We start from the raw sequence: 26961 nt of genomic DNA on the forward strand, positions 1-26961 counted from the left end.
CCTAGGACTTCAGGCGGAGCGCGCTCCAGAAGTCCCGCATCTGGTCGGTCAGGGCGGTGTATAGCCCGTATCGCCTGCGAAAATGCTCCGTCCACCCGGTATTCGGCTGGAAGTCTCTGGCAGAGCGGGTCATGGCCGCCACGGCCTCTTCATAAGAAGCATAAAGGCCGATCGCGACCGTGGCACCGATCGCCGCCCCCAGAGCACCCGTCTCCCGGGCCTCAGCAACGGTGAGCGGGATCTCCAGAACGTCGGCCATCATCTGCGGCCAATGAGGGCTGCGCGAGCCGCCGCCGGACATGACTGCGCGGTCGACGGACAGTCCGGCATTGCGCAGCACTTCGATGTGCCGTCGATGTTCGAAACAGACGCCTTCGAAAAGCGCTCGGAGCATGTGGCCTTCGCCATGCCATCCGGCCAGTCCATAAAAGCCGCCGCGAAACTCGGCACCAAGGCGTGAGCCGAAGATGAAGGGATGGAAGAACGGGTCGTCGGCGCGGGCTACGACCTTGCCGACCTCCTCGTTGCAGCGATCGAAGGCCTCGCCGCCATGGTCGCCGCGCATGCGATGCACATACCATTCGAGATTGGCGGCGGAGGTCGCGCTCGACTCGATGTTCACATAGCGATCCTTGCCGAAGGTGGTGACCATGAAGACGTCGGGGCTGATGACGGGCTCATCGGCAAAGACCTGGTTGATGCTCCAGGTCCCCGCGATTACCGAGGCTTCACCGGCATGGATGACGCCTGAACCCATGGCGCTGGAGACCACGTCGAAGTAGCCACCGATCACAGGCGTGCCTTGCGCCAGACCCGTTGCCTTGGCCGCCGCTGCGGTAACCCGGCCGACGATATCTGCGGACTGCACGCGCTCCGGGAAGAAGGCCAAGGCATCCTCGAGGTGATAGAGGCCAAGCAAATCAGCGTCGAGTTGGCCCTCCGGCATGGCGAGGAGCCCGGCGCCGCTCAAGTCGGAGATATCGTTGGCGAGGCGATCGGTCAGGCGGAAGTTGATGAAATCCTTGCAGAACAGGACGGTGCCGATCTTGGCGTAGGTCTCCGGCGCGTGGCGCTTGATCCAGGCGAGAAGGCTCGGGGTCTGAGATGGCCAGGGGCGCTGCAGACAGCGCGCCTGGAGCGCGTCTCCATTCTCGCGGTCGAGCTCTGCCGCGATATCGGCTGCCCGGCTGTCCAGCGACTGGATGCCCTTCAGCGGCTGGAAGGCCCGATCGAGCAGATAGAGGCCATTGCCATGGCCGGCACATCCGAGACCAAGGATCCGTGTCGGATCAACACCGGAGTTGGCGATGACCTCGCGGATCGCCGCGCAGCCGTTTTCCCAGAGTTCGGAGAGATCACGCTCGACATGGCCTGGCTCGGGAAAGCTCGACTGGCCGTCGATGGCGCAGTGGGCGATCTGATGGCCTTGCGTGTCGAAAAGCACGGCCTTGATAACAGTGTTTCCGGCATCGACGCCCAGAATGTAGTTTTTCTCAGCCACGGTTATAGACATCCCATGCTTGATCGCCGCTGGCGCGCTGGTGGATGATGGCCATCAGCGCCTTCACGACAGCCTTTGGATTGTCATGCTGATAGATGTTGCGTCCATAGACCATCCCGTTTGCGCCTTGAGCCATCAGGGCCGCTGATTTGGCGAGCACGACGCGCAGATCTTCGCGACCGCCACCACGCACCAGAACCGGGCAGCGGGCAGCTTCCACGACCTTGTGAAAGTCTTCGGGATCGCTGGTCGGATCGGCCTTGATGATATCGGCGCCCATTTCGGAGGCCAAACGGACCAGCGTGACGATCTTCTCGGCGTCGCCATCCACCTGGTAGCCACCCCTGATGTCGTTGGGCAGCATCACCAAGGGTTCGATCATCAGCGGCATGCCGTAGCGATGGCAATCGGCGCGCACGCGGGAAATGTTTTCGACGCATTGGCGGAAGAGTTCCGGCTCGTCCGGCAGCATAAACAGATTGACGACGACGCAGGCCGCGTCCATTTCCAGCGCGCCGATGATCGGTTCGTCATGGTTCTGCAGTTGCGACCACATGCTGCGGTGGCGCGTGGAATTGTAGGGGTTGCCCATGTCGATGCGCATGACGAGCGCCGGCTTGTCGCGCTCGGGTCTTGCCTGCAGCAGATCGGCCTGGCCATAGGCCATCTGGATGGCATCGGGGCCTGCTTCGACGAGCTTGTCGACCACGCCGGCCATGTCCTCCAGGCCGATCAGGAAGCTCGGCTCGTTGCAGACACCGTGATCGATGGCGACGTCGAGGCAGCCGCCCTGGCGAAACAGCCTGTTCATTCGTGCCTTCTTTGAAATTCGCATCATGACGCCTTGTCCTTTTCCTTGCATCTGTCCTGAAGCATTGCGACCGAGACCCCGTAATAGGTCCCCAGTTCATCGATGAGTTGCCGCCGCTCCGCCAACATCTGCTCGCCCGACCAGGCGAGCTCGCGGGCCATGACGGTCAGCAGGGTGTCGAGAATTTCGAGATCGATCTGGCCGGTGATCGCAAGGCTCGTGCGGCGGAGCACGATGTCGGCCAGGTGGTGAACGTCTTCGCCTCTCATGAGCCAGAGGATTTCGGCGAGCGTCATCACAGTTGTGGAGGACAAGGGAACGTCATCCGGGTGTCCGTCGCAGAAGGCCATCACATCGAAGGCCCTTGATCCATAGGTGGATGCCAGGTGATCAGCACGGGCCTTGCCGATCGGAAACTCGCGGGAGAGCAGCGCCGACAACCGCTCGCCATCGGCCGGATAGTTCCTGCCGCCACCGATGGGACGGTCGGCGGTCGTCGCGATGCGGGGACGACCGAGGAAGGCGAGCACCTCGTCGGTCACCTGTTCGCCGAAGGCGCGGAAGGTCGTCCACTTGCCGCCCACCATGCAGAGCTGGGGCGGATCGCTCTCGACCCGGTGGATGACATGGCTGCGCGAGATCTTGCCCGTAAATTCCGCATCGCTGCGCGGCAGCGGACGGATGCCGCTGAAGCTGAAGACGATATCGGAGGCAGCGATGGCGAGATCCGGAAAGACGATGCGGATGGCAGCGAGGATGTAGTCGCGTTCCTCGGGCTCGCAGCGCGTCCGTCCCGGCTTGTCGACCTTGATATCCGTCGATCCGGCCAGTACGCGGCCGAGATAGGGAAAGAGGATGCAGACCCTGTTATCGGTGTTCTCGAAGAAAATCATGTGGCCGTTCAGGGCCTGATAAAGGGCGTCATTCGCGAGGATGAGATGTGAGCCCTTGGTGCCGGTCACCGTCTTCTCGGCAGGTGCTGCGCCGTCGCTGAGCGCCGTGATCGTCTGATCGATCCATGCGCCTGTGGCATTGACGATCATGCGTGGCCGCACGACGATCAGTTCGTTCGAACCTTCTGCCGAGAGCTGGTAGCTGTCACCGATCCGCAGGAGTTTCGCGTAGTTCAGCGCGATCGCCTGGGGCGCATCGCTTCGCGTGTCGAGGACGAGTTCGAGCGCCAGGCGTTCCGGCTGACTGATCCAGGCATCATAATAGGTCGCGGAATAGCGGACTTGAGGCGTCAAGGCCGGCCAGAAGGCCCGGGTGCTGCGGGCATTGCGGAACTGGTGGCGCGGAAGAAGCCGGTTCTTGCGGGTGACGAAATCATAGAGCGAGAGGCCCGCCTTGATCGCGAGCGCCCCACGGCTCGACGGTTTGCCGGCCGAGCCGAAGAAGGTCGCAGCCGCGTTGAAGAAGCCGCTGAAGATCGAGTGGATCGGGATCGTCGTCGGCAGGGGGTGAACCATGTGGGGTGCGAGCCGCAGCAGGGCGTCGCGCTCGGCCAGGGATTCCCGGACGAGATTGAATTCGCCATTTTCGAGATAACGCAGGCCGCCATGGATCATGCGCGAGGGGGCGGCGCTGCAACCGGATGCGAAGTCGTTCCGCTCGACCAGAAGCACGCGCAATCCCTGCAGCGCCAGATCGCGATAGGCGGCAATGCCATTGATGCCGCCGCCGACCACGACGACATCGAAATCGCCGTCCTGTCGAATTCGCCTGAGCGCGTCCTCGCGGAATGTGGACATGGAAGTACCGTTCGCTGGTTTTGAGGCCAACGTCCCAATTCTCTGTTGTAGTCTGTGATGGTTACCGGTCGAGTTCGACCAGATGGTCTCTTATGCCGTCCGTGATGGTCGACAGTTCGTGTTCGGTCAGGCGCAATCGTGCGGCACCGGCATTCTCGATCGCCTGGGTTGGGTCGCGCGCACCGCAGAGCGAGAAGGTGATGCCCGGCTGGGCGAGCGTCCAGGCGATGACCACCTGGGCGACCGATGCCTTGTGCTGGTCTGCGATCGGGCGGATCACGTCCATCAGTCGAGCGACCTTTTCCCGATTGCTGAAACTGAAGCGCGGATTGCCATGCCGCTGGTCATCATCCGCAAAGACGCGGTCGGGACCGATCTTGCCCGAGAGCAGGCCGAGCGCCAGCGACGAATAGCTGAGAATGGAAACCCCGTTGTCGATGCATGTGGGTACGAAGCTCGTCTCTATGTCGCGCTTCACCATGGAGTATTCCTCCTGGATCGCATCGAGCGCACCCGTCGTGAGATAGGCGGCGAAATCCGCTTCAGACACATTGCTTGCGCCGATCGAACGGATCTTGCCCTCCTCCTTCAGGCGAAGCAGTTCCCCGACCGTCTCGGCAATCGGCGTCGTCGCATCCTGCCAGTGGGTGACATAGTGGTCGATATAGTCGGTACCCAGGCGGCGCAGGCTTTGTTCGACTTCGTAGCGAATGGACGACGGCCCCAAGTAGCGATGAACCGGCTTGCCAGCCTGCTCGAAGAAGTAAGTCCCCTCGCCCACATGCCAGACGAGACCGCATTTGGAAACGAGCACGACCTTGTCGCGCTGGCCTGCAATCGCCTTGCCAACGATGGTTTCGGCCAGCCCCATGCCATAGGCGGGTGCGGTATCGATGAGCGAGATGCCGGCATCCACCGAGGCCTTGATGGCGTCGATCGATTGTTTCTCGTCCGTGCCGCCCCACATCCAGCCGCCGATCGCCCAGGTGCCGAGCCCGACCGCCGATGCCTTGATGCCACTTCGGCCGATGGGCCTGTTGAGTATGCCTTGGTCCGTCACCGGATCATCCTTCCCCATGTGTATCGAGTGCCCGGGCGATTTCTTCGTCCACCACGAGCGAGGTCAAAAACCGCCCGGCAAGGGTTGCTGCCACCGGGCCCGCCTTCAGGCTGCCAGCCGCCACGCCAATGATGGTCGGGCAGTTGGCAAGGTCTGCCGGGTCGAGTGCCACGACCCGCGAATTGAGATCGATTTCGGCGAGCGAACCGTCCGCCTTGATCAGATGCGCCAGGAATTCCCCGGCAATGCCGGCGTCAACAAGCGCCTGGCCACCCCGTGCCGGATCCGGCAACAGGTCGTAATAGCCGGAACCCGGCGCCTGGACCGAGCCGATGCCAACCAGGGCCACGGTTGCCTTACGCGCGAGATCAAAGACCTCGCGGATCGAGGCGACATTCATCAAGAGGTCACGCTGCTTATCGTCCTCGGCAAACAGCGGCGCATGGACGAGTTGGGCACTGCCACCAAGCTTGTCGGCCAGTTGCGTCGCCAGATGGTTGACGTCGGTATAGTGCTTGCCCTGAACGCCGCCGGTCAGCGGCACGACCCGGACATCGAAACGACGCTCGGCTTCCAGGTTTTCGACCACGGCACTCACCGCCTTGCCGCCGGTGATGGCGATGACATCGCCATCCCGAAGCGTTTCGAGGAGATGGTTGGCCGCAACACGTCCGACCATCTGCAGCGTCGTCTCGGGATTATCCGATACGGTTGGCGTGACCACCGACTGCTTCAGGCCGAAGCGCTGGGTGACGTCGTTTTCCATGTCGACCAGCCGCTGATAAGGGCTGGAGATGCTGATCTTGACCATGCCCGCCTTGCGGCCGGCGGCGATCATGCGGTTCACCTTCGTATGCGAGAGGTTGAGCTTCTCGGCGATCTCCGACTGCTTCACTCCCTCGATGAAATGCAGGACGAGGACCGAATACATCTGGCGCTGCTGATCGAATTCATCCCTGTTGTCCACCATGACGCGTCGTCTCCTCGTTGCTTCCCGGCTGCTCAGCGGCGGCGCTTGACCAGGTAGTGGTCGAACAGCACGGCGGTGAGCAGAATGCTTCCCTTTATGATGTCCTGCCAGTAAACCGACACGTTGAGCAAGGATAGCGAGCTGGAAACCACCGAAAGCAGGACCGCGCCGAGGATGGCACCGAAGATGGTGCCGGCACCGCCCGAGAGGCTGGCGCCACCGATGACCGCTGCCGCGATCACGTTCAACTCCATGCCGACGCCGAAACTGGGCTGGGCGGAGCCGAAGCGGGCCATGTAGATGACGCCGGCCACGCCGCAGAGCGCAGAGCAGAGCGTGGTGGTGGCGAAGACCACGCGACCGACGCGGATGCCGGAATAGGCGGCCGCCTTGGGATTGCTGCCGGTATAGAAGACCTTGCGGAAGGCCGTCGTCCGGCGCAGCAGGAAGTCGAAGGATACCACGACGACCACGAAGATGATGATGACCAGCGGGATGCCGTAGACCGCGCCCTGGCCGATGAACTTGAACTCCGGCGGCAGGGAGAAGAGCCCGAGCGGTCGCCCTCCCGTCGCCAGCAGGCAGACGCCGCGGGCAATCACCATGACGCCGAGCGAAACGATGAAATGGTGCAGACCAACCACCGTGGTCAGGAAGCCCATGAACATGCCGATGCAGGTGGTGACCGCGATGGCAAAGGCGGCTGCGGCCCAGGGGTCGATCCCGTTGATGAATAACCAACCGGCAACCACCATGGCAAGCGCCGTGACCGAGCCGACCGACAGGTCGATGCCACCCGAGATCAGGAGGATGGTCATGCCGACCACCACGATGCTTTCCACCGCAAAGGCCATGGCCATGGCGCGGAGGTTGTCGACCGTCAGGAAGTAGGGCGAGATGAAGGACATCACCGTGAACAGCGTCAGGATGATGACGATCAGGCCCGTCTCGCGCGCCTTGATCGCGGGTGTCCACCACTGGACCCGGCGCTCGGCGGCCGAGCCTGCGTGATGCTGTGTTTCGATCGTTGCCATCTTGTCCCACTCCCTCATGCTTTGCCCACGGGCGAGGTATCGCCCTGGGCCAACTGACTGCTGATCGATGCAAGATGCATGATCCGTTCTTCGGTCATCTCGGCACCGGTGACCTCTCCCGTGATGCGCCCCTCGCGCACCACCAGCACCCGGTCGCTGACCCCGATGAGCTCGGGGAGTTCGGACGAGATGACGACGACGCCGACGCCCTCATTGGCGAGATCCCTGATCTGACGATGGATCTCCGCCTTGGCGCCAACATCGACACCTCGGGTCGGCTCGTCGAGAAAGACCACTTCGGGCTCGACCGACAGCATTCTGGCAAGCGCCACCTTCTGCTGGTTGCCACCGCTCAGCGTGTTGACCGCGTCGGCAACTCCGTTGGAGCGCAGCTTGAGCCGCGTCCCGAACTGTTCGGCCCTGGCCGTCTCCCCACGCCGATTGATCAAGCCGAAGGGGTTTGAGACCCGCTTGAGGTCCAGCGCCGAAACATTGTTCGAGATCGACATGTTGAGAAACAGGCCGTCGCCCTTGCGGTCTTCGGATACATAGACCAGCCCCTCGCGGATGCTGTCGCGATAGTCGCGGAGAGAGAGTTTGCGGCCCTTCAGGACCACCTCTCCCTCGGCCTTACCTTCCAGCCGGCAGATGGCACGGACGATCTCGCTGCGCCCTGCCCCGATCAGACCGGCCAGGCCGAGGATCTCGCCCTTGCGTAAGTCGAAGCTGACGTTAGAAACCCTTCGCCCTTCGGTCAGATTGCGTACAGAGAGGATGACATCGTCGGACTTTGCATCCGGGGCCTGCTTGGGCGGATAGAGCTTGTCGAGCACGCGCCCCACCATGCTGTTGACGACATCCTCCGGCGTGATCGCCGCAATGTCGGCCGTCTTGATGTGGCAGCCGTCGCGCATGATGGTAATGCGGTCACAATGCTGGAAGATCTCCGCCATGCGGTGGGAAATATAGATGATCGCGATGCCGCGATCGGCGAGGCGACGCATGATCTTGAACAGCGTCTGCGCTTCGGTTTCGGTCAACGCCGCCGTCGGCTCGTCGAGGATCAGGATGCGGCAGTCGAGCGTCAGCGCCTTGGCGATCTCGACGATCTGTTGCTGCGAAATCGAGAGATCGCCGGCACGGCGCCTCGGATCGATATCGCCGATTTCCTTGAGGATCTCCCCGGCGCGGACGACCAGCGCGCGGTAGTCCATCAACAGGGTACGGCTGCTGCCGGTTTCGGCCATGAACATGTTTTCGGCGACCGAGATCTCCGGGCAGAGGGCGATTTCCTGGTGGACGAAGCCGATGCCGAGCCGGTTGGCGACATTCGGCGAAGCAATGCGAACGGGGGCGCCGTCGAGGCGGATCTCGCCGCTGTCGGGCTGCAGGATACCGTCGATGATGTGCATCAGCGTCGACTTGCCTGCGCCGTTTTCGCCCGCCAGCGCGTGGATCTCGCCGCGGCGCAGTTCGAACTCGGCGCCGCGCAGGGCCTGGACCGGTCCGAACGACTTGTGCACATCCGTCAAGCTGAGGACGACCTCGGCCATGACACCCCTCCCCTTCCATCACTTCGACTTCCCCGGCGCCGCAAGAGGCGCCGCCGGGGTCACGTCGGGTCGCGCTCAGCGGCCCTTCATGTATTCGTTGAGGTCGAAGGATGCGGCGTTGGCCTTGGTGATGACCGCAAAGCCATTGTCCATCGACGGGATCTGCATCGGGTTGAAGCCGGAGACCTTGTAGTCGTTGAACGGATCGATCAGCTCCGGATGGGCGCCAAGGAAGGTGTTCATGAAGCCCATGAAGCCCTGGATGCCCTGGTTCGGGTTGATCGACATGTGGATGTTGCCCTGCTTGATGTGTTCAAGCGTGGTGGGCGTGATGTCCGCGTGGAGGATCAGGACCTTCTTCCTGGCTTCGAGCACGGAGGCAACCGCGCCTTCTGCCGAACCGGCTTCGGGGATCCAGAGCGCGCCCAGGTTCGGATTGGCCTGCAGCATGGCGGAGACTGCCTGATAGGCCGCGTTGGAATCCTGGTTCGTCGCCTGGCGGCCGACCAGCTTCATGTCCGGATGGGTCCGCTCCATGTAGTCGATGAGCGCCGTGACCCGAAGATCATGGTTGCTCTGGCCCGGGTTCTCGAGAACAGCGTATTCACCCTTGCCGCCGAGCGCCTTGACGATCTCCTCGGCTGCAAACTTCGCCTCGGCGACATTGTCAGAGGTGATATAGGCAGTGCGCTTCGACTTCGGTGAGTTTGCCGCAAATGTCGTGACCGAGATGCCGGAGTCGATGGCCCGGTTGATCGGCTCGATGAAGGGATCCGACTGCATCGGATGGAGCAGGATGCCCTTCGGCTTCTTCACCACTTCCTGCTCGAAAGACGCGATCTGCTTGGTGATGTCGTATTCCGGCGTGCCGGTAAAGGCAGCTTCGCAGCCCAGCGCTTTGGCCGCCTGCTTGAAGCCTTCGAAGACCGGGACCCAATAAGGATGGCCGGAGACCATGACGTTCATGACATAGGTTTCGCCCGGCTCGCAGGCAAACTTTCCTTCGGCGTTGGCCGGCGCGACGGCCCCGGCAATGGCGGCGGCGGCAATCAGGCCGATGGCAGTCGCGGCCTTCAGAGACTTCAGCATTTTTCCCCTCCCAGAGATGGTGATCATCTGCAATAAAAATCGCTTTAAGCAATTTATTGCATGACGCGATCAATATCGCGGCGGCGGGCTTGCGTCAACCACATCCGCATAATATTTTTCATTCTGAAATTTATTGCGAGAAAGGAGGATCACATGAACCAGCAGCGGCGGTCGATTGGGGTGCATCTGCGGATCACCTGCGCACCTCTGGAGGCAGAACGCCTGCTGAGTGCCCTTCAGGATCTGCAGCGCTTGAGCCGCGCAGAACCCGGAAACCGAATGTTCGACATTCTGCAGTGCTGCGAGAATGCCGGTGGATTTCTGGTGCTCGAGGAATTTGAAAACGAAGCCGCGCTGAAGGCGCACCGGGAATCGAACCACTTCCGGCGTTTCAAGGAGGCCACGGCGTCGCTAAGGTTGACGATCGAGCGTTATGCTCCGGTCTGATGAAGAACCTTAGCGGGTGACTGCAGCATTGGATTTTGCAAGCATGAAAGTCTCAGGCCTTTGATCGACATGGTGCCACGGAGGGATGTGGTAGATCAGACGCGGACATCATCACCGCTCTCCCGCAAAGCAGGTTTTGGCCCAAAACCGTTGGACCCATTGGTTCTCGGCCGACCATACCCAGACGGAAGAAGCACTGAAGGCCTCGGGCCTGACCTCTACGATCCTGCGCAACGGCTGGTATTGGGAAAACCACACCGTCGCCATCGCCCCGTCCCTGGCGCATGGCGCCTTGATCGGCAGCGCAGGCGATGCGCTCATCTCCTGGGCTTCGCGTCAGGACTTTGCGGATGCGGCAGCGATCGTGCTGACGACGCCCGGCCATGAGGGCAAGACCTACGAACTCGGCGGCGACAAGGGCTATCGTATGGCCGATATCGCAGCGGAAGTAGCCCGTCAGACGGGCAAGCCCTATGTCTATCAGAACCTGACCGAAGCGCAGCACGCAGGCGTTCTGGAACAGATCGGCCTTCCGAAGATGTTTGCCGAAGTGATCGCCGGCGTCGAAGCCCAGGGCGTCTCCACCGGCGTCCTGCATGAGGACAACGGCCAGCTTGGCAAGTTCATCGGCCGGCCGACGGCCACCCTGGCCGAGGCCGTCTCCGAAGCACTTTCCGTAGCGCATTAGCGCCGACACCAATCCGGCTCGCTCTCTGGCATAGCAAACAGCGAGCCGGCTACCACGCCATGCGGAATCAATAACCCCGGCGATCCAGGAAGGTTGAAGCAACTCGACCAGTCAGCTGCGATCGACGGAAGGCAGACGATTTGCCGCTGTGGTCCTCCGAGAGGCGCTCTCACGAGCGCACTGAACGTGCGGAATAGAGTTGAGCTGCAAGGCCTTCTAGACTTTGCAGCTCAGACCCAACGGGCCAAAGCCCCCTTGTGAGCGGGATTGCTTACTTCGCAGCTGCGACCGCCGCATCCATGCGCTCACGGGCCTTCTTCGGCAGTTTGGCGGCGTTGAAAGCGTCGAGGTTGGCGGCGGGGGCTTCTCCAACGAGTATGGCCGCGACCATGCCCATGCCGACATGCGGCGCGCATTTGACGCCGTAGAGACCCGGCACATCAAAGGTCACCTTGATCTCCTCATTCATCTTGCCCTTGAACTCGGCAGCTCCCTCCGGGATCATGCCCTTGATCGCCTCGGCATTGTGGCTCTTGTCCGTGGGAACAAAGGTGACGGTGTCGCCGGGAGCAATCTTGAGGCCAGCCGGTTCAAAGACCATGGCACCTTCCGCGCCCTTGTTGAGCATCTGGATCTGGAAATCGGCGGCTGCTGCAAAGCCCGGAATGGCGAGTGCCAATGCGGCGACGGCAGCGAGGTTTTTGAAGTGGCGTGTCATGGTTTGTCTCCTTGAAACGGGAACGTCAGCGTTCCGTTGACCGAGACTTAGGCTGACCCAGGGCGTCCTTCTTTGCGCAAAATCAATTAGAAAGACGGTAGGCGGCATCGAGCGGTCAGGGCGTCAGCGGCGCTCGACGGATGCCGTGGCGAGTTGCTCGAGCGCGACGAGATCCCGGACGAGCAATTTCTGACGGCCGCCCTCTATCAGGCCCTTGCCTTCCCAGGCGCTGAAGATGCGCGAGACCGTGTGCAGGGTCGTGCCGGTCATTTCGGCGATGTCCTGGCGTGAAATCGGGAAATCGATACGCAGGCCGGCGGGCTCGGGTCGTCCGGCCTTCTTCGCCAGCCGCAGGACCGTGTGTGCCACACGCCGTTCGACCTCCTGGGTCGACATTTCGCGGATGCGGATATGGGCTTCTTCCAGCCGCTGGCCGATGGTTTCCATGGCGCTGACTGCAAGGCGCGGATTGTGTTCGACGAAGTTCGGCCAGAGATCTGTCGGCCAGCAGAGCGTCACGCTGTCGACGGCTGCGATCGCGGTGCCCGGATAATCCGAGCGCTGCAGAGCCTTGGCGAAACCGAAGAGATCGCCGGGATGGACCATGCGGACGATGATCTGCTGCCCGTCGGCGGTCACCTGCGTCACCTTCAGCCGCCCATGCAGCAGCAAAAAGAAGTTTTGCGCCGGTTCGCCCTGTTCGAAGACGGTTTCCCCGATCGGGACGCGTCGGGATTGAGCCGGCACGAGCAGGCGGTCGAGCTCGTCATCGGTCATGCGATCGAAGAGAGGCAGCGATTTGATGATCGTCCGGTCGAGTTTCAAAACGGCTTCCTTCGCCCAGGCGCATATCGCATCGGCCGACATCAGAAACCGGCCGCTTCGCATCAGTACAAGCTGCACGAAGCGGGGGCAGGCTACATCACCGCGCGTGAAGAGCAAAGAGCAAGGGTGCGTACCAGCTGTTGTCCTTGACGAGGCGGAAACCGACATGATCCGGTGGCACACCGACCACACAGCCACCGCTCTTCGGGTCGCGGATGAAGGAACTGAGCGGCGTGCGATGCTTGCCAGACGCGATATAGACGCCGCAGCTTTCCACGCTGCTCGCCTTGCCGCTGGAGGTCAGATCGACGCGGCGGTTGCAGGTCGAGGTCCATTCCCAGACATTGCCGGCGAAATCAGCCAGCCCATGGCTGTTTTCACCAAAGCTGCCATAGGGGAGCGGGTCCGGATCGCGCGAGCGTTTGCGGGCGGCTTCGCGTTCGTAATCGGCAAGCCAGCGCAGCGCCGGATTGCCACTGTCGGCATCGACGCCGAGAGCGTCATCGGGAAAGTCTTCGGCAGCGGCGAAGGCGAGCTCACGGTCGCTGGGCAAGCGCCAGAGCGTGCCGGTCTTATCCGACAGCCACTTCGCATAGGCGCTGGCATCGTCATGGCTGATGCCGGTCGCCGGCATATCGGCGCGCGAGGCCGTTGTAGTTTCACGCGCGGGGCAGACACTCTCGGCGACGCAGGCATCATAGTCCAGCGTGCTCACCTGATACTTCATGATGGTCAGGCCGTGATTTACCGTCTCCTCCGCCTTGGGTGCATCAACCGCAAAGCCCGAACGATAGAATTCGCCAGGCTGGCGGTAGGCAAAGCTGCCTGGCTCGACGGTTATGACCACCGGTTCCGCGCGCGACGGGGCCCTGAACGGGATCACGCCCGTCTGCAGGACGACGCCCGCAGACAGGGCGACGATCAGGCCCAGGGGCACCAGGAGGGAACCGAGGGCTTTATGTGGCAGGGCGACGGATATCGAGGCGGGCATCGAACCGATCCTCAGAGAGAGCGGAGTTGAGCGAAAGGGCGCCCGTGTCGAGGCGCCATTTCGCAGTTCGATCAGCTTTCCGGCTTGACCACGGCGGTCATCAGATCGTCGTTCCAGTCGCCGGTGACCTTGAAGTGGGCGGCGGCACCCTTTTCGAAGGCTTCGATCAGGTTGTGGTTGACATAGGCGTAGATGCCAGGCTGCTGGAAGGTGTAGTAGGCAGCACCCGCAGCGCCTCCGGGGATGAACCAGGTTTCCTGGTCGAGTTCCGGCGGGTTGGCGAATTTGCCGGTCGCCCAGACATAATCACCATGGCCGCCGATCAGGTGCGGACGGGTGTCGCGATTGGCCTGCGAATGCAGGATCAGGACCCGATCGCCGACTTCGGCCGTCATCGCGTTGTCGCCGGTCAGCGCACCGACCGCACCATTGAACACGATGTGGCTCGGGGTCAGCGTGTTCATGACCTCCAGGACATCCGCATAGGCGTCGCCGGCGCTTTCGTATTTCTTGTAATTGCCCTCGGCATCCTTCGGCACGTAGAAGTCCTGTTCGCCGACATAGTAGACCTTGTCATAGGGCAGATCGTTGCCCTTGTGGTCCTTCAGGCCCTCTCGCGGCAGAACCATGATCGCGCCGTTCATGCCGGCGGTCACGTGCCACGGCACCATGCCGGGAGGTGCGCAATGGTAGACGAAGACGCCGGCCTTGGTGGCCTTGAAGCGCAGGACGGCCTTCTCACCCGGGTTGACCAGGGTCAGCGCACCGCCGCCGAGCGCACCGGTGGCCGAATGGAAATCGATGTTGTGCTGCAGCGTGTTGGTATCCGGGTTGATCAGCGTCAGCTCGACATAGTCGTTCTGGTGCACGACCATCATCGGGCCGGGGACCGAACCGTTGAAGGTCATGGCATGGACTTCCGTGCCGGCATCATCGACGATGATCTTCTTTTCCTCGATGGTCAGCGTGAACTCGACGACCTTCGGGGCGCCTTCGGCCTTCTGCGTATGGGCATGGACGAAGGGCGGCGCGACGAGGTCGACTTTCACGCGTTCCAGCTTGGCAATATCGGCGGCAACGGCGGCCGCGTTGGTCTTGAGGTCGCCACCTTCGGCGCGGGCAGCGGTCGCGGCAACCATCGGCATCAGAGCGCCGGCGATTGCGGCACCGGCCAGCATGGTGCGTCTTGTCAGTGTAAGGCCTTGGGTCATCTCAGTCACTCCTTTGGAAAGAGCGAAGCGTCAACCGCTCCGTTGCTTTCCGTTTTACGACCAAAGCGGGATTTCTATTTGTTGCGGAACAAATTCGGGAGGAATTCCGACCAATCATGCTTCTGATTGGCAAGAATAAATTCGTCTGCCGTTGATGTGGATCAAGACAAATTCGAAAGGCTGCAGGAGTTCAGCCCTGGCGCGAGCAGATTACCTTTGCCGATGGGCACAGGCATGCCGATACGCCGCCACATGACGTCGTCGTGCGGTGTCGAGATGGGAAGAGTGCGGGATCAGCCGCCGCCGACGCGGATCAGCATCCGGTAACCTGAGCCGTTTGTATCGGGTTTTCCGACCCATTGATGGCCATGCTTTTCGAGCTTCCGGCATCAGAAAGACCGGCTCTTCTGAAAAGACTGCAAAGAGAACTTCGCCTGGCTCCATGAGGCCTATGCGCGACAGGACCTTTTCCATCGGGACCGGGGCGTCCTGCCCGACGAGATCGAGCTGCCAAAGCGGATCGGGCCAGCCGGCGGCTTCCTCGGCACCGGTTGACACAGCGATATTGGCGGCAGCGCTCGGGATGGGAGAGAACAGGACTTGCCAGTCGCCCTCGCCCAGTTCCGTGACGTCGGCCTCAAAGCCGCGTCTTGCCATGACGGTCAGCAGGGGTGTGGGGCGGAAGGTGGCGAGCAGGCGGAGCCCTTCGCCCGGCTGAAGCGCCTGCACCGCCTGCATGATGGCCGGGAAGGGTTCGCCGCCTTCTTTCAGGATCGGACGGACATCGAGGTCCTTGAAATATGGCGCCATCGGCTTTTCCTCCCAGAACCGGCGGCCTTGAGGCTTCACCGGTCGTCTTGTCCGCGGCGCGACATGGCAGTCCTGTCGCGCCGCTTTTCTTCAATGACCGCCACCGCAATTGCAATTGCAGCCGTCATGCTTTTCGCGGGCAATCCGCACGCGCCAGTTCTCCGGGCCGCGCTCCAGATAGTCCCAGCCGAACAGGCCAGAGAAATGCATCTCCAGATGATAGTAGAGCGGGAGCGGGTCGTGGTCGACGGTCAAAGTCACACCATGACCGGGCTGAAGCGAATTCAGCATGCCGAAAATGCGCGGGTGGCGTTCCGGGCGGGGGATGGTGCGGACATCAAGTTCAAGGACATCGGAGGCGGTCGCTGTCATGGGATATTCCTGTCGAAAGAGGATCGGGCCGAACCGCGCCATGCGGGCCGGCGTGCCATGCCATTTGAGCTGCGGCATCGCGGCTGTCGTTGTGCTGCGACAAAGAGAAGAACAGAGGACATGCCGAGACCAAGAAGGCCCGGGCCGATCTCTCGACCCGGGCCTTCGGATGCGCGCTCGCGGATCAGCGGACGAGCGTGCGGTAAATCTGCGGCAGGGCGGCCGGCAGGCGCCGGATGTCGGGTACGACCGCATAGCCATGATGGCCGAAGACGGCGGGCACATAGGTCTTGGCATCCTGATCAACGGTGACGCCGAAGACATGGATGCCGCGCCGGCGAGCTTCCGTCACCGCGCGGCGTGTGTCTTCGAGCGCGAAGCGGCCTTCATAGTGATCGACATCATTTGGCTTGCCGTCGGTCAGGACCAGCAGAAGATGTTTGCGGTTGGGACGTTCCGCGAGCTTGGCCGTAGCGTGACGGAGCGCGGCCCCCATGCGGGTATAGTAGCCGGGTTTGAGGGCGGCGATGCGATGGCGCACCAGCGCACTCATTGGCTCGTCGAAGTCCTTGATGGTCTCGACACGCACCCAATCCCGCCGCCTCGAGGTGAAGCTGAGGATGGAATGCATATCGCCGCAGGCGGATAGGCCCTCGGCCAACACCAAGAGAGCCTCCCTCTCGACATCGAGCACCCGGCGGTCGTTGAACCAGGCGTCGGTGGACAGGGAGACGTCAACCAACAAGGTTACGGCGAGATCATGGGCCTGCGGACGGCTTGCGAGGTGGATCCGATCGGAGCATTCGCCGCTCGCGGCAAGCTCGGTCCGGCTGCGCACAACCGCATCGAGATCGAGATCGGCGCCATCGACCTGCGCCCGCAGCAATTCGTGACGCGGGCGCATCGCCTCGAACTGACGCCTCACCCGGCGCACCAGCGCCTTCATATCCTCCGACGGCACCATGGGCGAACTGTCATCGGACGCCGGGCCGGCGAAGACCCGGCAATGATCCTTCAGATAGGTGCCGCGCCTGTAATCCCACTCCGGATAAGTGAGGTCCGCTTCGAGTGCGGAATGGATGAGCGCTTCCGGCGGCAGGTCGAGGTCGAAGCGGAACTTTGCCGAGGGCCGACCCTTGCGCTCGCCCAGCACCATTTCATCGAGTTCATCTGCGGCTGTGGCATCGTGATCGTCGCTGTCATCGGCTGGTCGGTCGACATTGACCATCTCGGCCATGGCCAGGATCTTTTCAAAGCGGTTAAGGATGAAGGGGCTTCGCTCGCCCTTGGCAGCGGAATCCTTCTCACGGGTCGCCACATGGCGGCCGGCCGCCTCAGCAGCCGCCTGGCTCGAGCCAACCGGCTGATCCATCTCCTGTCGGCCAGCCCATTCCTCTCTGATAACGGCCTGCGGCCAGAGCGGCACGGGCAGCATCGGGAGATAACCGGGAGGCGCCCGCTCCGGAAAATCCTGATCTGTGGAGAGCGGTGCCAGACCTGCGCCCTGACGCAGGAGGTCTATGATCCTGTCTTCGAGCAGACCTTCGACGCGGGGGAGCGAGCCTCGGCGACGTTCCGACAGCAATGCAAGGCAAAGCCGGCGATAGGGGTTGGCAAGGCCGGGGAAGGTCTCCAGCACTTGCCCTACCAGCGTCGATGCGGCGCCCAGTTCTGCCAAATCGGCCCTCAGCGGATCGCTTTCCGTGATCGGCTGAAGCGGCATGAGGGCCATGGCGGCAGCCAGCCAGCCATAGAGATCTCGGTTGAGCGCCGGCTCCGGCATCAGGTCGAGAACCGGGGGCAACATGACGCTTGCTTCGTCCCGGGCGGGGTGGATGAGCTTCTCCTCGCCCAGACCCATCCGCTGGCGGAGCTTCAGACGGTGCTGCGAGGTCTTGCCCCTGGCCGGCACGAGCTGCACGGTTCTTTCGCCGCCGAAGCCCCGGAAGCAGACGGACAAGACCGGCAGCATGTCCTCCAGCGTGACGGCGGCTTGCGGGTATCGCGGCCAGGTTCGGGTGTCGCCGGCCAGCCTGTGCCAGGCGCGACCAACCGTTTCCTCAAGCTCCAGAAAGTCCAGCATGACAGTCTCTCCTAGCGGATAACCGCCTGGGCCAGTTCGAGAAGGGCGGTGCGCACGTCCGGTTCATCGGTCAGAGGCTCGATCATGGCCGCACGGACGGCTTCGCGGGGGGAAAGGCCGGCGTCGATGAGACTGGCACAATAGACGAGCAGGCGGGTGGAGACCCCCTCCTCCAGATCATGGCCTTTCAGAGCCCGCAGCCGCCGCGCCAATTCGACCAGCGGCTCGACCGTTACCGCCGGCAAGCCGCTTTCGGCCGAGACAACCTCGATCTCTCGGGCCTTGGGGAGGAAGTCGAATTCGATGGCAACAAAGCGCTGACGGGTCGAGGGTTTCAGCGCCTTGAGCAGGCTCTGGTAGCCGGGATTGTAGGAGACGACGAGCATGAAGGAGAGCGGCGCTTCCAGCTCCTCGCCGGTGCGTTCCAGCGGCAGGATGCGCCGGTCGTCAGTCAGCGGATGCAGCACGACGGCAACGTCCTTGCGAGCCTCAACCACTTCATCGAGATAGCAGACCCCGCCTTGACGCACGGCGCGGGTCAGCGGGCCATCGGCCCAGACCGTTTCGCCGCCCTTCAGGAGAAAGCGCCCTGTCAGATCGGCTGCGGCCAGATCGTCATGGCAGGAGACGGTGGTGAGCGGCAGGCTTAGTTTCTGGGCCATATGGCTGACGAAACGGGTCTTGCCGCAGCCTGTTGGTCCCTTGAGGAGAAGCGGCAATTGTCGTGTCCAGGCTGTCTCGAACAAGGCGCATTCGTTGCCGGCGGGGGAATAGGCCGGGATATCCGGCTCAATGTTGCGGGCGATGATATTCATGGAGCTGATCCTTCAAGATTGGGGAGGACCCCGCCGCTTTTGAAACAGCGGGGCCGCTGTTTCACTCGGCAGGCTCGACATAGCCGCCAAAGGCAGGCTCTTTTTCCTTGCCCGGCATCAGCACAGCCCATACGAACATCAGGGCGGAGACCAGCACCACGGCACCAGAGCCAAGACGCACCCAGTAGAAAAGAGCCAACTGGTCCTGGACGGCCATATAGCTCTCACCCAGCACGCGCTGCAGATGCACCTGCAGAACCCCGGCAAAGGTGAGCGCGAAGGTCATCACCGACATCGCCGTGCACATCATCCAGAAGCTCGCGATCGACAGCCACTGGTTATAGGGCTGGCGGCCGCGCATTTCCGGAATGGCATAGGCCATGATCGCAAGGTTGAGCATGACATAGGCGCCGAAGAAGGCGAGATGCCCGTGGGCGGCTGTCACCTGTGTGCCATGGGTGTAGTAGTTCACCGAAGACAGCGTGTGCAGGAAGCCCCAGACGCCGGCACCGAAGAAGGCCATCACCGAGCAGCCGATCGACCACAGCAGTGCTGCCTTGTTCGGGTGCTTGCGGCCAGCCTTCCAGGTCATCACGAAGGTGAAGATGACCATCGTGAAGAAGGGTGCGACTTCCAGCGTCGAGAAGAGCGAGCCGATCCACTGCCAGTAGCCGGGGGCACCGATCCAGTAATAGTGATGGCCAGTGCCGAGAATGCCGGAGAACAGCGCCAGACCGATGATGACATAGAGCCACTTCTCGACGACTTCGCGGTCGATACCGTTGAGCTTGATCATCAGGAAGGCGAGTACGGAGGCCATGATCAGCTCCCAGACGCCTTCGACCCAGAGGTGGACGACATACCACCAGTACATCTTGTCCAGCGCCAAGTTGACCGGATTATAGAAGGCGAACAAGAAGAAGATAGCCACACCCCAGAGGCCGAAGATCAGGATGTTGGTGACGACGGTCTTGCGCCCCTTCAGCGACGTCATGGTGACATTGAACAGCAGCATAAGGGCGACGATGACGATGCCGACCTTGATGATGAAGGGCTGTTCGAGAAATTCGCGACCTTCATGAATGCCGAAGAGATAACCGACGACGGCTGCGGCTGCGGCGATCAGAAAGATCCAGAACTGCACGATGGCGAGCTTCGGGCTGTAAAGCTCCGTCTCCGCCTCTTCCGGCAGCAGATAATAGGTCGCGCCCATGAAGCCCATGAGCAACCAGACGATCAGGGCGTTGGTGTGGATCATGCGGACGATGTTGAAAGGCAGGAGCTCGGAGAGCGTATTGGGCAGGACGTAGATCGTGCCCGCGACGACCCCGAACAGGACCTGGGCAACGAAGAGGCCAAGCGCGCCGTAGAAATACAGCATCGCGACCTTCTGGCTTTGATATTTCATGGTGATGTCTCCTTGGGTCACGAAGGGCTCATCCGGCCTCGTTCGGCGGCCAGTTCTGCGTCTTGATCTTGCTGGTCCATTCGAGGAAATCGGCGAGGTCGTTGATTTCCTCGTCGGTCAGATTGAATTGTGGCATCTGCCGGCGGCCTTCGACGCCCGAGGGCTGGGCGGCCATCCAGGCGCGCAGCGTCTCGCGGGCGCTCTCCCGGTCGTCCTGCCCGCCCCAGCGGGTCCAGACATTGCCGAGTTCTGGCGCGAAATAAGCCCCCTCGCCGAGGATCGAATGGCAGTTGATGCAGGCGTTTTTCTCCCACACGTGTTTGCCGCGCGCGACGCTGTCGGTCAGCGTCGTCTCATCTGTGGAGGTGGTCCGGATGTAATAGTGACTGTGGGCCGTGAGCCCCACGAAGATCGCAAAAAAGAATATGGAGCCGCCGTAGAAGACGTTGCGTGCTCCGGTCTTGGTCAGGCGCTCTGCCATGCCTTTGTCCTTCCGTCTGCCGGTGTTTGTGATGCCGGTCGTTGAGGCCGCCGCGATGCGCCGGTGGTTGCGTGGTCGTCATGCGGGACGGTTCGTTTCTAGCGACTGGTGGAAAGTCTTCTTTGCGCATCGACAAACAGCGCAACGATCACCCGGTGATCGCGATCGTCAGCGAACGGGCAAAGGCTGCGGTGAGCAGCAAGGCCGGCCAGGCCATCAGGGCAAAGCGCATGGGATGAGCGCCGCCGCGAAGCTCAAGGAAGTCGAGAATGACAAGGCGCCCCTTGGCAAAGGCGATGGCGAGCGCTGCGAGGATCGGCACGACCGTCTCGCCGGCAAGGGCTGCGACGATGGCGCCACCCACGGCAAAGGTGATGAGCATGGCAAGAACGCCACGAAGGTCTTCCTGTTGTCTGCGGGTCATGGGGGCCTCACGCGAGATAGAGGATGGGGAAGATGACCAGCCAGACCAGGTCGATGACATGCCAGAGGGTCGCGATCAGGAGGAGGTTCTCCCGTCCCGGTCGCCAGGCGACCAGAAGAAGGGCTATCGCGCCGAAGACGACATGCAGGAGATGGAAGCCGGTGATGATGAAATAGAGCTCGAAGAAGGTGTCGAGCGTCGCATCGCCGGCGAAGCGGACCTCGCCCCAGTATTCGAAAAGCTTGACCGCCACGAACCCGAAGCCGAGCATCGCTGCTCTGGTGAGCGGCCGTTTCACTGCGTTGAGATCCTTGCGCTCCCGCATTGCCACAGCGACGAAGTATCCGCTCAACAGGAGGATGAGGGTGTTGGCGCCGGCGATCCCCGGTCTCAGATGCAGGCGGGCGAGTTCGAAGGCCTCCGCCTCGAAGGTCGAGACCACGAGAAAGCCGAGGATCAGGATGCCAAAAGCGATCAGCTCGCTCCAGACCAGGATCCAGAGCAGCAGGTGGTCGTCTTTCGTCTCGTCACGGAGGCTCGTTTGCATGGCCATGGTCGCATCTCCTTTGGGTCGGGAGATCTTTAGGCGAGCAAAGACTGTTCCTCTTTGTGGGAGCGCAAAGAAGCCTGACGAAAGACAAGGCAGAGTGGCGGCATAACGAAAGGAAGATCGCCATGACGGATGCACAAATTGGCCTCGTCGTCGCCACGCCCGTGATCATGGGCTTTGCCCTCATGCTGCATCGCATGGGCGTGCTGCAGCCGACCGGCACAATCTCCGCGATTGCCGCTTCCGGGCTGATTGCCGCCATCCTGTTTCTCGGACAGTGAGGAGGGGTTCATGCGCAGGAAAGACCGTTTGCCCGCTTCGCAGGTCAGTCTTCTGGAAGACCGCCATCGCGCACTGCTTGCGCTGTGCCTGGAGCTTGAGGATCTGGCATTGGAACTCGACGGCGGGGCGATCCCGGCGGCAATCTCTGGCATTGCCCAGCGACTGGAGCCGCTGCTGACTTCTGCCCAGACGCTCGAGGAAGAGAGCTTCTATCCGAGCCTTGAAGACAATGCCGGCTCCTGCTTCGGTTCGCTGATGATCGCCCAGATCAAATCCGAGCATCGTCTCGATCGCCGCGCCGCCCACGAATTGTCCAGGACATTGGAGGCGGTGGCCACCGGGCGCTGTGGTTTAGGCCTCGATACGGTGGCGCATATGACGCGCGGCTTTCAGGAATATCTGCGCCGGCACATCGCTGCCGAACAAATGCTGCTTGAGACGCTGACTGCGACCGCTGCAGAAGACGCGCCGGAGCCAGTCTCATGAACGTGCTTCTGCTCTCGCTTGCGGTTTTCGTGGCCTTGCATTCCATTCCGGCGATCCCGGCGCTCAAAACGGGATTGATCGCGCAATTCGGACGGAAGACCTATCTTGTCGTCTATTCGCTCGTCTCCACTGTCGCGTTGATCTGGGTCCTCCAGGCGGCGCTGGCCAGCGATTATGTTGAGCTCTGGCCTGTTGCCTCCTGGCAGGTCATGGTGACGCTCACGCTATCTCCGGTCGGTCTCTTCTTCGTTCTGGCGGGGCTGATCAGTCCGAACCCTGCCTCAGTGACACTGCGTGCCGGGGATGCCATGGGCGCCATCACAACGATCACCCGCCACCCGGTGCTTCTGGGCTTCGTTCTTTGGTCGTTGGGTCATCTCGCGCCGAACGGGGATCTTCGCTCCCTCATCCTGTTCGGAGGGCTTGGCATCTTCTCTATAGGCGGGGTGTTCATGGTTGATGCGCGCGCCCGACGACGGCTCGGCCAGGACTGGGATCAGATCAGGTCGACAACGACCATCGTGCCTTTCGCGGCGGGTCTGAAAGGGGACACACGGATGCGCGTCGATTTCCCCCTGAGCATCGCTCTGATCGGGACCGTCGTCCTGACCATTTGGTTTCTCCATGGTGGCCATGCGCTGCTCTTTGGCCCGGATCCCCTGTCGGCACTCGCCTTTTAGGGCTCCCTTTTCCTGTCTCTCCCCCTCAGAACTCGTCCCCAGCCCCGGGGATCGGCTCACGGCTTCGCCTCGAAAGGCCTCTTCATGCGTACAATTCCCCATCGTTCCTTGATCGAAACGCTGCTCTCCAGTGGTTTTCGTTTGTTCTTTCCGGCAAGTGCGCTCGTCGCGGCGCTTCTCGTCGCCCTCTGGGTGCCCTGGTATATGGGGTTTCTCGACATACCATCGGCGCTGCCCCCGCTTTTCTGGCACCAGCATGAACTGCTGTTCGGTTTCGTTCCGGGTGTTGTGGCCGGCTTTCTCCTGACCGCCGTACCGAACTGGACGGGACGACCGGCCATCGCGGGAAGAACGCTGCTCTTCCTGTTCCTGCTCTGGCTCGCAGGCCGGGCCGCGATCGCGCTTTCCGGCTGGATCGGCATGGTGATCGCCTTCCCCGTCGCATTCGCCTTTCTGCCGGTGTTCACGCTGATGATTGGTCGTGAACTCGCAGCCGCCGGCAATCGCCGCAACTACAAGATCCTCGTCATTCTTGTGGTTCTCAGTCTAGCGCAGGCAATGTTCCACTGGGAGCTCCAGCATTTCGGCGATGTCTTGATCGCTTCCCGTCTGGCCCTTTCGACAATCATTCTGATGATCAGTCTGGTTGCCGGCAGGATTGTTCCCGTCTTTACCGGCAACTGGCTGAAGGCCAACAAGCCCGGCCGGCTACCGACCCCGTTTTCGCGCTTCGATGTCGCCGTGGTCATCTTGTCTCTGGTGACGCTGGTCGCCTGGATCGGGCAGGCGCGTTCGTCTTTTGATTTGGCCGCGCCAGTTGCCTTTCTGATGCTGGCCACCGGCATCGCTCATCTCGTTAGGCAGCTTCGCTGGTGCCCGGAACGAACCCTCAAAGAGCCGCTGCTATGGATCCTGCATCTCGGCTATGTTTTTGTGCCATCAGGTTTTCTGCTGACAGGGACGGCCCTGCTTCTGGACCACGCCGGTCTTTCCACCGCTGGCACACATGCCTGGACGGCCGGCGCGATCGGCATCATAACGCTCGCGGTCATGACCCGCGCCACGCGGGGACATTCGGGTCAGGTGCTGCATGCTCCCTGGACGACGACCTGGTTGATCTATGCCCTCGTCATCCTCGCCGCACTCGCCAGGCTCGGCGCTGCCCTCCTGCCGTTGGCCGCAGGCTTCTTGCTGCCTCTCTCGGGGCTGGCCTGGGTCGGAGCATTTTTGGCCTTTGTTGCACTCTACAATCCGATCAAGCCTGTTCGGTCCTAAAGCGAGCCTGCAGTCGGATCACATGGACCGGCGCGCCGACGCCCGGCTCCGGCAGCCATCAAGCATAGTCTGCCAACATGCGTGACAGCGGCAGGCGGACACGCAGCCTCATGCCGAGTAAAGCAAGGCCAGTGATCTTCCGCTGCAGAAACATCTTGTCGGGGGACGGCAAGGCCCAGAGAGCCCGATCTGCAAAGATCGGGACCGCGCGCTGACGGATCTCGACGAGCGGACCACGATCGCTGAAATCCACCAGTCCATCCGGTGCCTTGAGCACTTGGTCGAGGACGACGCGGGTCATTTCATCCAGTGTGTGGCCATACCGTGCCGTCTGGGCGCGGGAGAGATACTGCATGACGATCAGTGCCTCTCGGACCTCCTTCACGCTGCCCGCCAGAGTGGCTCTGAGGAGCGTGCGATAGTCCGTGGCACTGGTGTGGGAGACGGGTCGAACGGCGCCGAAATCGAGCAACACGATACGATTGTCGGCCGATCTCCAGAGATAATTGGCGAAATTCGGGTCCGTCTGCATGAAGCCGAAGACGAAGAGTTCTTTCAAAGCCAGTTCGGACAACGCGGTCATGGCTGCATTGCGTTGCGCCTCGGTTGCCTGCAGCAGCGTATCGAGAGGCTCGCCATCAATGAAGTCCATCGGCAAGACGGTCGGTCGCAATAGGTCTTCGACCGGGGCCGGCACGATGAAGCGATCGTCTGCGGCGACCAGTTTACCGAAACGGCGCATTTGCTCGGCTTCGCGCAGATAGTCCGCCTCTTCGTGCAGCTGGCGTTTGGCTTCCTCCAGGTGCGGCGCGATATCGAGACCTGCGGGAAGAAGGCCGGACAAACGCAGGAATGTCGCCACGTTGTCGATGTCGGAATCGATGCTGCGGGCGACACCCGGATACTGGACCTTGACGGCGACACGCCGGCCGGACACCAGGGTACCCCGGTGAACCTGGCCGATCGACGCTGCCGCGATCGGCGTCATGTCGAAGTGGCTGAAATGGCGGCGCCAATCCGCGCCCCAGGCATGGGAGAGCGCCGCCGAAAGCTGGCTCGCCGGCATGAAATGGGCGGAGGACCGCAGTTGGGCGAAGATTGCCTGAAGCTCGGGCGGCAGGAACTCACCCGGTTCCAGCGAGATCATCTGGCCGAGCTTCATCGCTGCACCGCGCATACGCGACAACTGATCGGCTGCTCTCAACGCATTGGATGGCGTCAGGAGCATGTCGCGCAGATGCGGCCGCTCGCCCTTGGCGAGGCGGCTTAAGCCTTCCGCCACCATGCCCGAGGCGACGCCACCGGCGATCTGACCAAGGGCAGCCAGGCGGCTCAGGCGCCCCTGCGGAACGGACCTGTAACGATCGCGGTCGCTCATGGATATCCTTGTGGCATAAAAGACACCATGTCAGCCCCTCGCACTTCGGACGAGCGTCGGTATTTTTTCCTTGAGCGCGAAAAAGCCCTTCCGGCAATGTGGCCAGCCGTGACGGTCCCAGTCGCGCAGGCTCTCAGTCAAAGCCAGACCCGATCGGACGCACTCGGCGCGAATGGCCACAAGAGACGAAGCGACCGGCCCGGTTGGCAAAAAGGCGGTGGCGATCTGTGCACATCCTGCCGCTTTCGCCGTAGCGGGGAGATCGCCCGCAGACTTTGCGCCACACAGGACGGCCTCTGGCCAAAGCAGGGCTGCGCGCGCAAGCGCGTCGTCAAGGGCGACCTGATCCCATTCATTGCGACCTTGCATGATCGCGATGGCACGGACCGGCAAAGCGCGCAGCTCTGCGATCGTCTCGATCGACAGATCCTCCGTTGTCAGCAGCAACAGGGTTGCCAGCGCAGGGTCCGGCGCGGCGGCCGCGCGGATGGATGTCGGAGGCGGGATCTGAATGCTGTCGGCAGGAATGCGGGCATGACGGGCAAGACCCGAGGGCGAATAGCGGCCGTCGGTCATGGCGCGGATACGTTCGGCATCGGCGAGATAGGCCTTGCCAGCCGTATGCAGTCCCGCAACCCAGCGCCATGACAGGGTGTTCGATGCCGGATCAGCATCGATAAGGCGATTGAACATGAAGTCGGCCCCGAGCTCCCATGGAAGATCCAGCGTGAAGATCCAGATCGAGGCGAATTGCATTCGGGCCCAATTGTGCAGGTAGCCCGTCTGCCGCAACTCGTTAACCCAGGCATCGAAGCAGTCGATGCCGGTGCGCGCTTCGATGGCCGCCTCATATCGCGCACGCCTTGCCGCAGAAACATCCAGGCCGTTCGACGCATGCTCCAGCGCGGCGAGATATTGCTCCCAAATCGTCGCCCTCTGCTCGAGCCAACCCTTCCAATAGGTCCGCCAAAAGACCTCGCTGACAAACTTTTCGGCCGCTGTGAGACCGTGCCGGTCTAGGACGGCGGATACGACCTCCTCTTCGCTGATCAGCCTTCGGCGCAACGCGGCAGAAAGCCGGGACACATGCTGGTGTTGCCCCTCCCCTTTTTCCTTGTTGCGCAAGCGGGCATAGGCACCACCGGCTGCGGGAAGAAAGGCGTCGAGGCGCTCAAGTGCATCCGTCCGGGTGAGCGGAAATTGGGGGGGTGCCATCTTTACTCCGGGCTGGTCCGTCGGCCGTACAGGCTAGGCTTGCTTGCCTGATG

General features: G+C 62.1%; 27 protein-coding genes and 1 pseudogene. 6 read left to right on the forward strand and 22 right to left on the reverse strand.

Annotated features, from left to right (window positions below):
• Position 1: 1 nt before the first annotated feature.
• From AC1PUL_RS14155 to AC1PUL_RS14190, 8 genes are all read right to left on the reverse strand, one after another.
• Positions 2–1501: an FGGY-family carbohydrate kinase gene (locus AC1PUL_RS14155; RefSeq protein WP_480464796.1), complete on the reverse strand. Its 1500-nt coding sequence runs from the start codon at positions 1499–1501 to the stop codon at positions 2–4.
• Positions 1494–2336, reverse strand: coding sequence for a class I fructose-bisphosphate aldolase (locus tag AC1PUL_RS14160; RefSeq protein WP_480468585.1), 843 nt, complete (start codon positions 2334–2336; stop codon positions 1494–1496). The genes AC1PUL_RS14155 and AC1PUL_RS14160 overlap by 8 nt, the downstream gene beginning before the upstream one ends.
• Positions 2336–4063: a glycerol-3-phosphate dehydrogenase/oxidase gene (locus AC1PUL_RS14165; RefSeq protein WP_480464797.1), complete on the reverse strand. Its 1728-nt coding sequence runs from the start codon at positions 4061–4063 to the stop codon at positions 2336–2338. The genes AC1PUL_RS14160 and AC1PUL_RS14165 overlap by 1 nt, the downstream gene beginning before the upstream one ends.
• Before the next feature lie 61 nt (positions 4064–4124).
• A complete protein-coding gene (locus AC1PUL_RS14170; RefSeq protein ID WP_480464798.1) occupies positions 4125–5123 on the reverse strand; it encodes an aldo/keto reductase in 999 nt (332 codons plus the stop codon).
• A 4-nt stretch (positions 5124–5127) separates the two neighbouring features.
• Positions 5128–6093 carry a sugar-binding transcriptional regulator gene (locus tag AC1PUL_RS14175; protein WP_166600775.1) on the reverse strand — a complete coding sequence of 322 codons (966 nt, stop codon included), beginning with the start codon at positions 6091–6093 and terminating at the stop codon, positions 5128–5130.
• Positions 6094–6125: 32 nt separating this feature from the next.
• On the reverse strand, positions 6126–7127 hold the full coding sequence (locus tag AC1PUL_RS14180; protein WP_480464799.1) for an ABC transporter permease: 1002 nt from the start codon (positions 7125–7127) through the stop codon (positions 6126–6128).
• 14 nt (positions 7128–7141) lie between these two features.
• Positions 7142–8680 (reverse strand): sugar ABC transporter ATP-binding protein, encoded by a 1539-nt coding sequence (locus AC1PUL_RS14185; protein WP_480464800.1) that lies wholly within the window; start codon positions 8678–8680, stop codon positions 7142–7144.
• A gap of 75 nt (positions 8681–8755) precedes the next feature.
• Positions 8756–9769: a substrate-binding domain-containing protein gene (locus AC1PUL_RS14190; RefSeq protein WP_480464801.1), complete on the reverse strand. Its 1014-nt coding sequence runs from the start codon at positions 9767–9769 to the stop codon at positions 8756–8758.
• Between the two features lie 153 nt (positions 9770–9922).
• Here AC1PUL_RS14190 and AC1PUL_RS14195 point away from each other — a divergent pair, with 153 nt between their 5' ends.
• Entirely contained in the window at positions 9923–10216 is a 294-nt protein-coding gene (locus AC1PUL_RS14195; RefSeq protein ID WP_480464802.1) for a putative quinol monooxygenase, read from the forward strand.
• Between the two features lie 136 nt (positions 10217–10352).
• Positions 10353–10904: a Rossmann-fold NAD(P)-binding domain-containing protein gene (locus AC1PUL_RS14200; protein WP_480464803.1), complete on the forward strand. Its 552-nt coding sequence runs from the start codon at positions 10353–10355 to the stop codon at positions 10902–10904.
• Positions 10905–11175: 271 nt separating this feature from the next.
• Here the strand turns inward: AC1PUL_RS14200 and AC1PUL_RS14205 are convergent, their stop codons facing one another.
• From AC1PUL_RS14205 to AC1PUL_RS14260, 12 genes and pseudogenes are all read right to left on the reverse strand, one after another.
• Positions 11176–11622: a pseudoazurin gene (locus tag AC1PUL_RS14205; protein ID WP_480464804.1), complete on the reverse strand. Its 447-nt coding sequence runs from the start codon at positions 11620–11622 to the stop codon at positions 11176–11178.
• Between the two features lie 123 nt (positions 11623–11745).
• Complete coding sequence (locus AC1PUL_RS14210) at positions 11746–12447, reverse strand: Crp/Fnr family transcriptional regulator (protein ID WP_480464805.1); 702 nt, start codon at positions 12445–12447, stop codon at positions 11746–11748.
• Positions 12448–12544: 97 nt separating this feature from the next.
• Positions 12545–13438, reverse strand: a complete 894-nt coding sequence (locus AC1PUL_RS14215; RefSeq protein WP_480464806.1) for an SUMF1/EgtB/PvdO family nonheme iron enzyme — start codon at positions 13436–13438, stop codon at positions 12545–12547.
• Positions 13439–13509: 71 nt separating this feature from the next.
• Positions 13510–14649, reverse strand: coding sequence for a copper-containing nitrite reductase (gene nirK, locus AC1PUL_RS14220; protein WP_480464807.1), 1140 nt, complete (start codon positions 14647–14649; stop codon positions 13510–13512).
• Between the two features lie 293 nt (positions 14650–14942).
• A pseudogene (locus tag AC1PUL_RS14225) lies at positions 14943–15459 on the reverse strand (DUF2249 domain-containing protein).
• A gap of 90 nt (positions 15460–15549) precedes the next feature.
• The gene (locus AC1PUL_RS14230; RefSeq protein ID WP_480464808.1) at positions 15550–15909 is read right to left on the reverse strand and encodes a DUF2249 domain-containing protein; all 360 of its coding nucleotides are present in this window, start codon (positions 15907–15909) and stop codon (positions 15550–15552) included.
• Between the two features lie 106 nt (positions 15910–16015).
• A complete protein-coding gene (locus AC1PUL_RS14235) occupies positions 16016–17914 on the reverse strand; it encodes a nitric oxide reductase activation protein NorD (RefSeq protein ID WP_480464809.1) in 1899 nt (632 codons plus the stop codon).
• 11 nt (positions 17915–17925) lie between these two features.
• A complete protein-coding gene (locus AC1PUL_RS14240) occupies positions 17926–18729 on the reverse strand; it encodes an AAA family ATPase (RefSeq protein WP_480464810.1) in 804 nt (267 codons plus the stop codon).
• Positions 18730–18790: 61 nt separating this feature from the next.
• Positions 18791–20137 carry a cbb3-type cytochrome c oxidase subunit I gene (locus AC1PUL_RS14245; RefSeq protein WP_480464811.1) on the reverse strand — a complete coding sequence of 449 codons (1347 nt, stop codon included), beginning with the start codon at positions 20135–20137 and terminating at the stop codon, positions 18791–18793.
• 28 nt (positions 20138–20165) lie between these two features.
• Positions 20166–20618 (reverse strand): c-type cytochrome, encoded by a 453-nt coding sequence (locus tag AC1PUL_RS14250; RefSeq protein WP_480464812.1) that lies wholly within the window; start codon positions 20616–20618, stop codon positions 20166–20168.
• A gap of 148 nt (positions 20619–20766) precedes the next feature.
• Positions 20767–21042, reverse strand: a complete 276-nt coding sequence (locus AC1PUL_RS14255; protein WP_480464813.1) for a cytochrome C oxidase subunit IV family protein — start codon at positions 21040–21042, stop codon at positions 20767–20769.
• Positions 21043–21049: 7 nt separating this feature from the next.
• On the reverse strand, positions 21050–21595 hold the full coding sequence (locus tag AC1PUL_RS14260) for a cytochrome c oxidase subunit 3 (protein ID WP_480464814.1): 546 nt from the start codon (positions 21593–21595) through the stop codon (positions 21050–21052).
• Between the two features lie 122 nt (positions 21596–21717).
• Here AC1PUL_RS14260 and AC1PUL_RS14265 point away from each other — a divergent pair, with 122 nt between their 5' ends.
• The 4 genes from AC1PUL_RS14265 to AC1PUL_RS14280 all read left to right on the forward strand — a co-directional run bounded on the left by AC1PUL_RS14265 (position 21718) and on the right by AC1PUL_RS14280 (position 24315).
• The gene (locus tag AC1PUL_RS14265; protein ID WP_480464815.1) at positions 21718–21873 is read left to right on the forward strand and encodes a hypothetical protein; all 156 of its coding nucleotides are present in this window, start codon (positions 21718–21720) and stop codon (positions 21871–21873) included.
• Between the two features lie 10 nt (positions 21874–21883).
• Complete coding sequence (locus tag AC1PUL_RS14270) at positions 21884–22360, forward strand: hemerythrin domain-containing protein (RefSeq protein WP_480464816.1); 477 nt, start codon at positions 21884–21886, stop codon at positions 22358–22360.
• Positions 22357–23040: an NnrU family protein gene (locus AC1PUL_RS14275; protein WP_480464817.1), complete on the forward strand. Its 684-nt coding sequence runs from the start codon at positions 22357–22359 to the stop codon at positions 23038–23040. The genes AC1PUL_RS14270 and AC1PUL_RS14275 overlap by 4 nt, the downstream gene beginning before the upstream one ends.
• An 84-nt stretch (positions 23041–23124) precedes the next feature.
• Positions 23125–24315, forward strand: coding sequence for an NnrS family protein (locus AC1PUL_RS14280; protein ID WP_480464818.1), 1191 nt, complete (start codon positions 23125–23127; stop codon positions 24313–24315).
• 58 nt (positions 24316–24373) lie between these two features.
• Here AC1PUL_RS14280 and AC1PUL_RS14285 read toward each other — a convergent pair whose 3' ends face one another.
• Positions 24374–25693, reverse strand: coding sequence for an ABC1 kinase family protein (locus AC1PUL_RS14285; protein WP_480464819.1), 1320 nt, complete (start codon positions 25691–25693; stop codon positions 24374–24376).
• A gap of 30 nt (positions 25694–25723) precedes the next feature.
• The gene (locus AC1PUL_RS14290) at positions 25724–26908 is read right to left on the reverse strand and encodes an FAD-binding domain-containing protein (protein ID WP_480464820.1); all 1185 of its coding nucleotides are present in this window, start codon (positions 26906–26908) and stop codon (positions 25724–25726) included.
• Positions 26909–26961 lie beyond the last annotated feature (53 nt).

Source organism: Rhizobium sp. P43, from assembly GCF_056730705.1.